The following is a 12432-nucleotide window of genomic DNA, read 5'->3' as shown; positions in this document are numbered from 1 at the left end:
GCACGGTACCTACCTGATCGCAGCCTGAGCACCGCCTTAAGACGACCCTAAAGATCGCCACGGACCTCCCCGAGCAGGCGTTTTCACGGTTTCTTGGTTCCGGTACACCCAGCACCGGTTCCGAGGAGATCTCCCATGCCCGCACGCCGCAGGCTCGCCGGCGTCGCCGCAGTCGGCATCGCCCCGCTCGCCCTGACCGCGCTGACCGCCGCGCCGGCGTCCGCGCACGGGTCGATGGGTGACCCGGTCAGCCGGGTCGCGCAGTGTTACGCCGAGGGCCCCGAGAGCCCGAAGTCGGCCGCGTGCGAGGCGGCGGTGGCGGCCGGCGGAACCCAGGCGCTCTACGACTGGAACGGCATCCGCATCGGTGACGCGAACGGGCGGCACCAGGCGCTGATCCCGGACGGCAGCCTGTGCAGTGCGGGCAACGACGAGTTCAAGGGGCTCGACCTGGCCCGCGCCGACTGGCCCGCGACCGGCGTGCGGAGCGGCTCGTACACCTTCAAGTACCGCGTCACCGCCCCGCACAAGGGCACCTTCAAGGTGTACGTCACGAAGGCGGGTTACGACCCGGCGAAGCCGCTGGCCTGGGCCGACCTCGATCTGGACCACCCGGTGGCGACGGCCACCGACCCGGTCGCCTCGGGCGGTTTCTACACGTTCTCCGGCAGTCTGCCCGAGCGCACCGGCCGGCAGGTCCTGTATGCGATCTGGCAGCGGTCGGACAGCCCGGAGGCGTTCTACTCCTGCTCGGACGTCTCCTTCGGCGGGAGCGGCGACGCGGGAGGCGGCGGCACCGGAGACGGTGACGGCGACGCCGGAGGCAGCGGCGCGGGAGGCGGCGCGCCGTCGGCTCCGACCGCCTCCGCGCCTTCCGAGGAGCAGATCGAGGACGGTGCGGACAAGTCGACGGTCGAGCATCACGGTCACGGCGACGACGACGCCAGTACCTCGGCCGAGCCGACCACGGCGGCGGACAGGACCACGGAGGCCGAGCCGGCCGCGGAGACGGCCGCCGCCAACGAGCCCGCGGCGGCCGGGGCCTCGCGGAACCTCGCCGAGACCGGCGGTGACGGCAGCACGCCGTACCTCGCCGTCGGCGGCGCGGCCGCCCTGGCGCTGGGTGCCGCGGCGCTGTTCGCCTCGGTCCGCCGGCGCGCGGTGAGCGGCGGGCGGCACGGCCGCTGAGCGGACTCCGGGGCCTGACCGGCGGCTCAGGTCGGTCAGGCCCCGGCGCGCGTCAGTCGAAGACCGACGCGCAGGTGGTGGCGGTGGCGTGCGCCGGGTCGAGCGCGTTGACCACCTCGTGGTAGGCGATCCGGTCGAACAGTCCGATCGCGGCGTGCTCGGAGAGGTCGAGCGGGCACAGGTCCTGCAGCAGGACGTTGCGCACGTCGGACCCGCTGAGGAACTGGCTCCGGTACGGCGTGACGACCTCGTCGTACTTCGTGGCGAGGACCGTGTAGTGCACGCCGGGCACGGTGTCGCCGCCCTCGTTGAGTTTGGTGAGGAAGGCGGAGCCCGCGACCTGGTCGGCGAGGGCGGGAGTGGCGGTGGAGAGCAGGTCCTCGGCGCCGGGGAAGTACGGCAGCAGTTTGGTGAGGCCGGACAGAGTGGTGCCGTGGTTGTCGGGCGCGATGCCGACGAGGGCGTTCACCTTGGCGGCTCCGCCGAGGAACTTCAGGTAGTAGCGGGGCATCATGCCGCCCTGCGAGTGGCCGACGAGGTCGGTCTCGGCGGTGCCGGTGGCGGTGAGCACCTTGTCGACGAAGGTCTTGAGCTGCTCGGCCGACTTGTCGATGGGGCCGAGGCCGTAGAAGAGGGGCACGCCGGGGAGTTGGCCGTAGTCGAACGAGAAGACGCAGTACCCGCGGTCCTTCAGGTACGGCGCGAGGACCAGCCAGTTGTCGACGGAGTTCGCGAACGTGCCGTGAACGAGGACGACGGGGCGGGGGTGGGCGGTGGACGGCTTGCAGGAGTAGTCGTTCCAACCGCTGCCGGTGCTGGTGGCGGTGGCGGTGGTGGCGTGGGCGGTGGCGGCGGGGACCACGGCGACCGCTGCGGTCAGCAGCAGGGCGGCGAGGGGTCTGAGCGCTCGTTTCCAGGGCAGCATCGTGTGATCTCCTTGCGGCTCAAGGGAGGTGCGACGGCCTTACGCCCTGTGATCCGGATCACGAGGAATGCTGTTCACTCGTCAAGTTACGGATGAGTAGCAGAAGTGTGAAGTTACGCGTCAGTAAAAACTTCCAGTGATAACCGGTGCTGACCAGCGACGACCGCGAACGGCCCTCGATCGGGCCGGTCAATCACTGATGAACCGTCACCAGGCAGGCCTGATGGGACCATAGGGTGCGATGCGCCCCAATTGTTGGCACAACACCCGCACTTCACCCTCGCCGAGCAACTCGACCCACTCCCGCACGGCTTCCGCCGCGGCCGCCTCGGCCGCCCGAGTGCATGCCCACCCCTGTTCGGTCAGCACGACCAGCCGGGCCCGCGCGTCCTCGGGGTGCGGCCGGCGTTCGGCGTAGCCCTTGCGCACGATCTCCTCGACCAGCTGGCTCGCGGCCTGCTTCGTCACCCCGAGATGGGCGGCGAGGTCGGTGGCCGTCGCCCCGTCGGGGGCGAGCCGGGCGAAGGCGAAGCCGTGCGCCGGCCGCACCCCCTCGAAGCCGCGGGCGACCACGCCGTCGTGGATGCGCTGCGTGAGGTCACCGGCGACGGCGAGCAGGGCGGCGGACAGGGCCATGGCCTCGGAGTTCTGCACGACTGCATTGAAACACCCTTGACGGATCGGTCAAGCAGCTTGACCATAGGAGCATATAGTCAAGCAGCTTGACCATCTGTTTCACGGTCACCCGCAGGATCCAGGAGGCACACCCATGCCCGTCGTCCGTTCGTCCGAGGCCGTCACCCACGAGATCCACGGCGTCCGCTTCGTCTCGTACGCCACCCCGCTCACCGGAAGCAGGGAACTGTGCGCCTGGCGGGGCGAGATCCCCGCCGGGACCAGGGCACCCGCGCACACCGTCAACCGGGAGGAGATCTTCCATCTGCTCGTCGGCGAGCTCCTGGTCACGCTCGACGGCGAGACCACGCCCCTCGCCGCCGGCGACACGGTGATCATCAACCCCGGGGCGACCGTCGCAATCGAGAACCCCGCCGACCGGACCGCCATCTCCTGGGTCACCACCTCCATCGGCCTGGAGGCGGAGCTCGCGGACGGCACCCGGATCACACCGCCGTGGGCCAACTGAGGCCGGAGGACGGGCACTCACGCCGCCAGCGTTCCCGGCATCACCGCCCTCGGCCCGACCTTCGCCCGCGCGCGGTCGGCCACCTCCTCGACCCGGCGCACCTTCTCGTCGACGGGGTCGAAGGTGAGCTGGTGGGAGGCCTGCTCGGCGGGGCTCAGCCCCTCGGCTCGCACGACGATCGCGCGGACCCGGTCCCGCTGGAGGCCGAGCGCCTCGTACATGTCGTAGGCCGCCCGCGTCAGCGCCGCGGAGTGCGCGGTCGGCTCCTCGAGGGTGCGACTGCGGACGGTCGAGGTGGGGGCGCCCCCGCTCGAGCCGGTTCGGAGGAGGTCGGCGTAGCGCACGGTGAGGGTCAGGGTGCGGCAGACCTTGTCCAGGGCGCGGAGACGTGCGCCGAGTTCCTCGGTGGCCGAGAGAAGGGCGCGGCGGTGCCGGTCCGGTTCCACCTCGTCCCGGGTGAAGGGCCGTTCGGCGGCAAGGAGGTGGGTCCCCCAGGTGTTCGGCACCACCCGGCCGCGGTCGATGCCGTTCGCCTTCTCGCGCAGTTCACGGCCCGCCTTCGCGCCGACCAGGCGCTGCAGCGTGGACAGCGGGGCGGCCGCGACCAGGCCGAGGGTGTCGAGGCCGTACGCGCACAGCGTGCGGGCGGACTCGGCGCCGATGCCGGGCAGCGCGGCGACGGGCCGTCCGGCGAGGAACTCCACGACCCGGTCCGGCTCCTGGGGCACCACGCCCGTCACCCCGGGCCGGGCGTCACGCAGCGCCATCCGCGCCAGCAGCGGGCCGGGCCCGGCACCGAGCAGACAGTCGACCCCGTGCAGCGCGAGCGCCCGCACCCGGATCACCGAGGCCAGTTCGGCCGCGCCGCGCCCGAAGTACCGTTCGGCGCCGCGCAGATCCGCCAGCGCCCCGTCCGGTGGCAGCGCCTCGACGACCGGGGTGAACTCCTCGATCAGGCCGAGCAGTTCCGGCAGGGCGGCCTTCTTCGCCGACGGCAGCTGAAAACGTACGCAGAGGATGGTCATCCCGCACTCCCCGGGCTCTGGTGCCACAACTTCCTGACGTTCGCGGGCTCTTCGCCCGCCGGGCGCAGATCCGCCCACGGATGCAGCTCGTATCCGGTCGGCAGGCGGATGCTGCGGCCTCGGGCGGCCTCCATCGGGTCCTGCGCGGCGGAGCCGGCCGGCGGGGGCCGCCCGTCCGATCCGGCGAGCCGGGCCCGGCGCGCTCCCCCGCCGTCGTGCTCGGCGCCCGCCTCCTCCTCCGGCGCCGCCGCCCGCGTCAGCCGCGCCGCCACCACGTCGAGCCCGCCGCGGCCGCGCAGTTCGACCAGTTCGGCGAGGTTCCAGGCGGCCGCGCCGACCACGCTGAGGCTGCGCGGGCCGCGGCGCTGCACCACCCCGCGCACCAGCAGCAGCCAGGAGTGGAAGACGGTGTGGGCGCAGGCGTCGTGGGAGTCGTCGAAGAAGGCGAGGTCGACCAGGCCGGTGCCGTCGTCCAGGGTGGTGAAGATGACCCGCTTGCCGGACCGGATCGGCGGGGTCTGGGTGGCCGCCCTGGCGCCCGCGACCAGGACCGTCTCGCCGTGCCGCGCCTCGCGCAGCCTGCGCGCCGACAGCACGCCCAGCTCGTCGAGGAACTCCCGGTGGTCGTCCATCAGATTGCGCGAGGCGTCCATGGACAGCACGCCCAGCTCGGCGCTGAGCCGCTCCGCGGAGGAGAGGTCGGGCAGCCCGGCCGGTGCGGTGTCCCGCCCGCCGGACAGCGGGAGTTGGCCGCCGCCCGCACCCCGGCCGCCCCGGTGCAGCTCGGTCAGGTGCAGTTGCAGGTCACGCCGGTTGGCGCCGAACGCGTCCAGCGCGCCCACCTGCGCGAGCCGCCCGGCCAGCGGGCGGCTGGGCCGGGCCCGCTCCCAGAAGTCGAGCAGCGAGGCGTACGGCTGCCCGTCGGCGATCCGCGCCGCCTCGGCCTCGCTGATGCCGTGCACGTCGGAGAGGGCCAGCCGGAGCCCCCAGACCCCTGATTCAGACACCAGTTCGATACGGTGGGCGACCGCGGACCGGTTCACGTCCAACGGCAGGATCGGCACCCCGCGCCGCCGCGCGTCCGCCAGCAGCAGCCGCTTCGGATACATCCCGGGGTCGTGCGTGAGCAGCCCCGCGTAGAAGGCGGCCGGGTGGTGCGCCTTGAGCCACGCCGACTGGTACGTCGGTACGGCGAAGGCGACCGCGTGCGCCTTGCAGAAGCCGTACGAGCCGAAGGCCTCGATGATCTCCCAGGTCCGCTGGACGGTTTCCGCGTCGTATCCGTTCGCCGCCGCGTGCTGCGCGAACCAGAACCGGATCCGCCCCTGCGACTCCGCGTCGGACAGTCCGCGCCGCACCCGGTCCGCCTCGTCGCGTCCGCAGCCGGTCATGATGTCGACGATGTCGATGATCTGTTCGTGGAAGACGACGACCCCGTACGTCTCCTTCAGCGGCGCCTCCAGATCCGGGTGCGGGTACCTGACGGGCGCCCGCCCGTGCCGCGCCTCGATGAACGGCCGCACCATGTCGGCGGCGACCGGACCGGGCCGGAAGAGGGAGATGTCCACGACGAGGTCGTGGAAGGTGGCCGGCTGGAGCCGCCCGACCAGGTCCCGCTGGCCCGGCGACTCGATCTGGAAGCAGCCCAGCGTCTCGGTGGAACGGATGAGTTCGTACGTCGCCGGGTCACCGGGACCCACCGCGTCCAGGTCGACCCGCTCCCCCGTCGCCCGCTCCGTCTCCGCGACCGCGTGGGCCATCGCCGACTGCATCCGCACCCCGAGCACGTCGAGCTTGAGCAGCCCGAGGTCCTCGACGTCGTCCTTGTCGAACTGCGCCATGGGAAACCCCTCGCCACTGGTCGGCACCACCGGCGTACGGGCGAGGAGGCCGGCGTCGGAGAGCAGGACCCCACAGGGGTGCATGGCGACTCCGCGCGGGAGGGCGTCGAGCGCCTCGACCAGCTCCCAGAACTTCCCGCGCTTCGTGCCCTCCCGCCGGAACTCCGCTGCCAGTGACCTGAGTTCGGGCAGTTCCGCCAGCGCCGCGCGGGCGTCGCGGGCGCGGATGTGCGGGAAGGACTTGGCGATGCGGTCGATGTCGGCCGGGTCCATGGACAGGGCCGCGCCCACGTCACGGATCGCATGCCGGACGCGGTACGTCTCCGGCATCGCGACCGTCGCCACCCGCTCGGTGCCGAAGCGGCCGATGATCGCGCGGTAGACCTCCAGCCGGCGCGCGGACTCCACGTCGATGTCGATGTCGGGCAGGACCTGACGGCGCTTGGACAGGAAGCGCTCCATCAGCAGCCCGTGCTCGACCGGATCGGCGTGCGCGATACCGAGGAGATGGTTGACCAGGGACCCCGCTCCGGAGCCGCGCGCGGCGACACGGATGCCCATCTCCCGTACGTCGTCCACCACTTGGGCGACGGTCAGGAAGTAGGAGGCGAAGCCGTGGTGGGCGATGATGTCCAGCTCCCGGTGCATCCGCTCCCAGTACGCACGCCGGGTGTCGTAGCCGCGCCGCACCATGCCGGCCGCCGCCCGTGAGGCGAGCGCCCGCTGGGCGGTGCGGCGGCCGGCGCCGACGAGGTGCGGCTCGGGGAAGTGGACGGTGCCGATGCCGAGGTCGTCCTCGGGGTCGACCAGGCACTCGGCGGCCGTCGCCCGGGTCTGCTCCAGCAGACGGTGGGCGGTGTCGCGCCGGAAGCCCGCGGCCTCCACGACCCGTTCCGCGACCTGGAGCATGGCGTCGGCGCCCTTGAGCCAGGCCTCGCCGGAGTCCAGTTCCCCGGCGGGGTCGACGGGCACGAGCCGGCGGGCGGCGTCCAGGACGTCGGCGACCGGGCCCGCCCCGGGGTCGGCGTACCGGACGGCGTTGCTGAGCACGGGCCGGACGCGCTGCTCGGCGGCGAAGCCCACGGTGCGGGCGGCCAGGCGCAGGGAACCGGGGCCGGTGCCCTGGCGGCCGTGCCAGACGGCTTCGAGGCGCAGGGCGTCGCCGTACGTCTCCCGCCAGGGGACGAGGAGTCCGGCGGCGCGGTCGGGGCGCCCGGCGGCGAGCGCGCGTCCGACGTCGGAGTCGGGGCCGAGCAGGACGGTCAGGCCGTCTCCCTTGTTGTCGGCCCAGGGCAGCCGGGGCGCGCCCGCTCCCGCATGCGCCGCCGTGATGATCCCGCACAGGTCGGACCAGCCCCGGGCCCCGTCCCGGGCGAGGAAGGTGACACGGGGTGTCGACTCGTCGATGAAGGCGCCTCCGCGCACGGGGGCACGGCGCCTTTTCCCGCCCGCGGCACCGTCTCCCCGCGAGGGTCCGTCCCCGCGTACGGGCTCCGGTTCCGCCACCGCCAGCTCCACGCCGAACAGCGGGCGGACGCCGGCCTGTGCGCAGGCCTTGGCGAAGCGGACCGTGCCGGCGAGGGTGTCGCGGTCGGTGAGCGCGAGGGCGTCCATGCCCCGCTCGGAGGCCCGCTCGGCAAGGCGTTCCGGGTGTGCGGCTCCGTAGCGCAGGGAGAACCCGGAGACGGTGTGCAGATGCGTGAAACCCGGCACACGCACCTCCCGCACTCGTGAGCCCCGACGGGCTCTCGAACATCTGTTCCCAATCACCTCACCCCCACCATAGACCAATTTTCGAATGTGTGTGCGGTGTCGGTCCAGCCCCGTCCCACCTGGGCAAACACACCGCGACCGGGGCGCGGATCGCCCGGCGCGGACCGCCTGGGCGCCGGCCTCCACGACGGGCGGAAGCCCCGCCCCTTCACCCGGGGCGGGGCTTCTCGTCGGGCCGGGCGCGGCGGCCCGGCCGCGTCCGTCAGCCGATCTGGGCGCCGAAGGCCGCGAGGGCCTCGGTGACCGGCTGGAAGAAGGTCTCGCCGCCCGCGGTGCAGTCGCCGCTGCCGCCCGAGGTGAGGCCGATCGCGCTGCTGCCGGAGAAGAGCGAGCCGCCACTGTCACCGGGCTCGGCGCAGACGTCGGTCTGGATCAGGCCGTTGACGATGTCGCCGTTGCCGTAGTTCACCGTGGCGTCCAGGCCGGTGACCGTGCCGCTGTGCACCTGGGTCGTCGAGCCGCTGCGGGTGACCTGCTGGCCGACGGTGGCCTCGGCCGCGCCGGTGATCTGCTGGGCGGAGCCGTCGTAGAGGTCGACCTCGCTCGGGTGGTCGACGGCCGAGGTGTACTTGACCAGGCCGTAGTCGTTGCCGGGGAAGCTGGACTGCTCGTTCTGGCCGATCACGTTGCCGTCGGAGTCCGACCAGCTGGAGATGGCCTCGGTGCAGTGCCCGGCCGTGATGAAGTACGGCTGGCCGTCCTTGACCACGTTGAAGCCCAGCGAGCAGCGCCCGCCCGAACCGGTGATCGCGTCGCCGCCCGCGACGAAGGGTGTGAACTCCCCCTTCGTGCGCCGGACTTCGGCCACGGAGCCGAGTCCGTCGACCACCTCGGCGAGTTCGGCCCACTCGGACGTCGAGACCGTGCGGTCGGCGGTGACGACGATCCTGTTGGTGCGCGGGTCGGTCGCCCAGGAAGTGCCGGGGATGGTCGCGTCCTGCTTGAGGGTGCCGCGGGCGCTCTTCAGCTCGGCGAGGGAGTTCTCGACGACTCTCGCCCTGCCGCCGGCCGCCTCGACCAGCTGGGCGGCGGTCTCGTCGAGCACGTTGACCACGAGGTTGCGGGTCTTTGCGTCGTAGTACGTACCCGCCGCGTCGGCGCCGAGGTCCTTGCCGAGCGTCGAGGCGAGCTTTCCGGCCGCCGCGATCGACAGCGTCTGGGGCGCGGCGGGCTTCGCGGGCTCACTGGCGTTCGCAGTCTGGAAGGTGACTCCCGCGGCGACCAGTGCGGCGACACCCGCGCCTGCCACGGCCGTCCGCCGCCCGGATATACGTCGGTGCTTCAACTCGCGTCCTCCTGTGGGGGGTCGGCCCGGGAGGTTGTGGGGACCTCACGGACCGGAAGGGTGGTTGACGGGCGCCCACTCTTCCGAATCCCACAGGGAGCACACAAGGTCGACTTCAGGACGCGCGTGCGGAGGCGGCCGTACGCCCCCAATGTCCCGAGCGCCCATGGTCACCCCGGGCGAATTCGCGCTGCAAACACTACGCGCGAGTAACCTCTACCGGATCGTGAGGTCTAGTCCTGTCCTGAATTCGCCCCCTGGGGACCGGAATCCACGGGGTGTTCGACGGGCGGAAGTTGCTCCTGCACCGGTTGCCGTGCCATGGACGGCATCTGTGGCACCGGCCGCTGCGCCACGGGCGGCATTTGTGGCACCGGCTGCTGTGCCACGGGCGGCATCTGTGGCACCGGCTGCTGTGCCTTCTCCAGGAAGCGCAGCAGCTCCACCGGAAACGGCAGCACCAGCGTCGAGTTCTTCTCGGCGGCCACCGCCACCACCGTCTGGAGCAGCCGCAGTTGCAGCGCGGCGGGCTGCTCGGACATCACCTCGGCGGCCTCGGCGAGCTTCTTCGACGCCTGGAGTTCGGCGTCCGCGTTGATGACCCGGGCCCGCCGCTCACGGTCGGCCTCCGCCTGCCGGGCCATGGACCGCTTCATGGTCTCGGGCAGCGACACGTCCTTGATCTCCACCCGGTCGATGGTGACGCCCCACTCCACGGCCGGGCTGTCGATCATCAGCTCCAGACCCTCGTTGAGCTTCTCCCGGTTGGACAGCAGGTCGTCCAGCTCGCTCTTGCCGATGATGGACCGCAGCGAGGTCTGCGCCATCTGCAGGACCGCGAACCGGTAGTCCTCGACCCGGACGATCGCCTCGGCCGCGCCGGTCACCCTGAAGTAGACGACGGCGTCCACGCGCACGGTGACGTTGTCCCGGGTGATGCCCTCCTGGGCCGGCACGGGCATCGTCACGATCTGCATGTTGACCTTGCGCAGCTGGTCCACGAACGGGACGACCATCGTGAACCCCGGTCCGCGCACCTCCGGCCGGAGCCTGCCCAGCCGGAACACCACGCCCCGTTCGTACTGCTTGACGACCCGCGCCGCCGCCATCACGTACACCGCCGCGGCGGACGCGAACGCCGCTCCCGCCACCACCAGCTCCTCCACCATGCCGGCCCCCAGGGTCCGAAGTGGGCGCAGTACAGCACCGCAGGGGAGTACTGCCTGTGTGTCGACGGTAGCCCCGCGCCCGGACGAGGGCGAGCCCCCGCACGCCGGTTGCGTGCGGGGGCTCCTCTGCCGACCGGGGCCGGGCCGCGCGAACGGCCCTGCGGGGTCCTAGAAGACGTGCACCCCGTAGGCGCTCAGCGCCTCGGTGACCGGCTGGAAGAAGGTCGTACCGCCGGAGCTGCAGTTGCCGCTGCCGCCGGAGGTCAGACCGTAGGCGATGCCGCCGTTCGAGTAGAGCGGGCCGCCGGAGTCGCCGGGCTCGGCGCAGACCGTGGTCTGGATCATGCCGTAGACGACGTCGCCGCCACCGTAGTTGACCGTCGCGTTGAGCGCGGTGACGCGGCCGCTGTGGATGCCGGTCGTGGAGCCGCGACGGTAGACCGTGGTGTTGACGGAGGGCGTGGCGGCGCTGGTGATGTCCACGCTGCCCACGGTGCCCGACTTGGTGACCGACGAGTTCGTGTACCGGACGAGGCCGTAGTCGTTCGTCGGGAAGCTGGAGCCGGCGGTGCTGCCGAGCGTGGTCGTGTGACCCGAGTTCGACCACCAGGTGCCGGCGCCGTCGGTGCAGTGCCCGGCGGTCAGGAAGTAGTAGTTGCCGCTGTTGTCCTGGACGTTGAAGCCCAGGGAGCAGCGCCAGCTACTCGCATAGATGGCGTCGCCGCCCGAGATGTACTTCTGGAACCTGCCCGAGGTGTGCTTGATCGTGAGCGCGTCGGCGTTGGTGCCCGCCTGCTCCTTGATCTTCGCGATCTCGGCCTTCGAGACCGTGCTGTCGACGGTGACGACCACACGGTTGGTCTTGCTGTCGACGGTCCAGGCGGTGCCCGGGACGTCGGCCTTGAGCACCGAGCCGCTGGCGCTCTTGAGCTGGGTGGTGCTGAAGGGAGTTGCGTCGGACGCGCTCGCGTTGGGGATCGCGATCGCTGCGGCGGCCACGAGGCCGGTGGATACGGCGATCAGCCGAGTCCGTCTCGTAATGCCACTGCGGGGGGTGGTGCGCTTGATCCTCACGTGTCGTTCCCTCCCAGGGGAAGTCGGGGGCCCGCGTGGGGTCGGGGCCCGTGAGGCGCAGTCGGGGGCCTCGGTCCGGATTCCGAACACGCCGTGCCCCTGACAAGCGCTGAGGGGGAGTATTCGGCCGAACGACCGGTAGGCGCAAGGGCGCCTTTCGGCCGTCAACCTTTGAACGAACTGTGCGGTACGGGCGAGATGACCACCCTCCGGCCCCGCCTTCAGAGCAGCTTGCGCTCCCCCGCCTCGACCGCGACGTCCAGCGTGTTGCCCGGCGGCGGGAACGGGCAGATGAAGTGGTCGGCGAACGCGCACGGCGGCAGCAGGGCGCGGTTGAAGTCGACCGTCGTCCGTCCCTCGGCGTCGGGCGCGGCCGGGCGCAGGAACCGGAAGCGGTAGCTGCCGTTCCCGCTGTCGGCGTCGGCGAACACGGCCCACAGCGAGCCGTCGCCCTCGACCGCCACCCGCAGCGTCCGTTCCTGTCCGTCGAGGGTGAAGGACAGCTCGCCGCCGAGGCCGAACCCGCGTTCCCGTCCGTCCGCGTTCTCCACCCGTACGGTGCGATGCTCGGCGTAGGGAGTGAAACGTCCCGGCACCGACCAGCGCGGATCGTACGGCGTGGCGTCGATGCCGAGGAACGCCCGCCGTGCCGCGGAGGCCGGGTCGAAGTCGCGTACCCCCCACACTCCTTCGCGGACGAGTACGACCAGACGCCGTTCGCCGTACGCGATCCGGGCCCCGTCGGCCGGTCCCTGATCGGCGGTGAGGTGGACCTCGCCGTCGAGGGGCTGCCCGTCGACGGTCAGGCCGTTCGTCTCGACGGCCGTGAGCACGACCCCGTCGGCTTCGGCCACCCAGATCCCGGGGATGTCCGGAAGTCGCCCGTCCGGATAGTCCTCCAGCCAGTGCGTGCCGGTGAGCGCGAGGGGCCCGTAGGGCGCCGACACCGCCTCCACGCGATGCTCGTGCCACGACTTCCACGCGTCGGATACGTCCGTCGTCATGTGG

Annotated in this window: 10 protein-coding genes; 2 read left to right on the top strand and 8 right to left on the bottom strand. The window is 72.0% G+C overall.

The annotated features are described in order from the left end of the window. Positions 1-135 precede the first annotated feature (135 nt). Entirely contained in the window at positions 136-1188 is a 1053-nt protein-coding gene (locus tag OG985_RS35710; RefSeq protein WP_371672502.1) for a lytic polysaccharide monooxygenase, read from the top strand. Between the two features lie 52 nt (positions 1189-1240). On the opposite strand, the gene OG985_RS35705 is transcribed toward OG985_RS35710, so the two are convergent. Together OG985_RS35705 and OG985_RS35700 are read right to left on the bottom strand one after the other, a co-directional pair. Next, positions 1241-2113 carry an esterase/lipase family protein gene (locus OG985_RS35705; protein WP_371672501.1) on the bottom strand — a complete coding sequence of 291 codons (873 nt, stop codon included), beginning with the start codon at positions 2111-2113 and terminating at the stop codon, positions 1241-1243. A gap of 207 nt (positions 2114-2320) precedes the next feature. Then, positions 2321-2767 (bottom strand): MarR family winged helix-turn-helix transcriptional regulator, encoded by a 447-nt coding sequence (locus OG985_RS35700; RefSeq protein ID WP_371672500.1) that lies wholly within the window; start codon positions 2765-2767, stop codon positions 2321-2323. 115 nt (positions 2768-2882) lie between these two features. On the opposite strand from OG985_RS35700, the gene OG985_RS35695 reads away from it, so the two are divergent. After that, the gene (locus OG985_RS35695) at positions 2883-3257 is read left to right on the top strand and encodes a cupin domain-containing protein (protein ID WP_371672499.1); all 375 of its coding nucleotides are present in this window, start codon (positions 2883-2885) and stop codon (positions 3255-3257) included. A 17-nt stretch (positions 3258-3274) separates the two neighbouring features. Here OG985_RS35695 and OG985_RS35690 read toward each other — a convergent pair whose 3' ends face one another. The 6 genes from OG985_RS35690 to OG985_RS35665 all read right to left on the bottom strand — a co-directional run bounded on the left by OG985_RS35690 (position 3275) and on the right by OG985_RS35665 (position 12428). Further along, positions 3275-4282 carry a hypothetical protein gene (locus tag OG985_RS35690; protein ID WP_371672498.1) on the bottom strand — a complete coding sequence of 336 codons (1008 nt, stop codon included), beginning with the start codon at positions 4280-4282 and terminating at the stop codon, positions 3275-3277. Continuing rightward, entirely contained in the window at positions 4279-7836 is a 3558-nt protein-coding gene (locus OG985_RS35685) for a DNA polymerase III subunit alpha (RefSeq protein ID WP_371672497.1), read from the bottom strand. The genes OG985_RS35690 and OG985_RS35685 overlap by 4 nt, the downstream gene beginning before the upstream one ends. Positions 7837-8098: 262 nt before the next feature. After that, positions 8099-9181 (bottom strand): S1 family peptidase, encoded by a 1083-nt coding sequence (locus tag OG985_RS35680; protein ID WP_371672496.1) that lies wholly within the window; start codon positions 9179-9181, stop codon positions 8099-8101. Positions 9182-9414: 233 nt separating this feature from the next. Next, on the bottom strand, positions 9415-10350 hold the full coding sequence (locus OG985_RS35675) for a slipin family protein (RefSeq protein WP_371672495.1): 936 nt from the start codon (positions 10348-10350) through the stop codon (positions 9415-9417). A 168-nt stretch (positions 10351-10518) separates the two neighbouring features. Further along, entirely contained in the window at positions 10519-11424 is a 906-nt protein-coding gene (locus OG985_RS35670) for a S1 family peptidase (protein WP_371672494.1), read from the bottom strand. 221 nt (positions 11425-11645) lie between these two features. Beyond that, entirely contained in the window at positions 11646-12428 is a 783-nt protein-coding gene (locus tag OG985_RS35665) for a DUF1684 domain-containing protein (RefSeq protein WP_371672493.1), read from the bottom strand. Between the last annotated feature and the right edge of the window lie 4 nt (positions 12429-12432).

Origin of the sequence: Streptomyces sp. NBC_00289 (assembly GCF_041435115.1) — a bacterium.
GTDB lineage: Bacteria > Actinomycetota > Actinomycetes > Streptomycetales > Streptomycetaceae > Streptomyces.
Note: the sequence above shows the minus strand (reverse complement) of the source record. Positions and strands in the feature narration are given on the sequence as shown.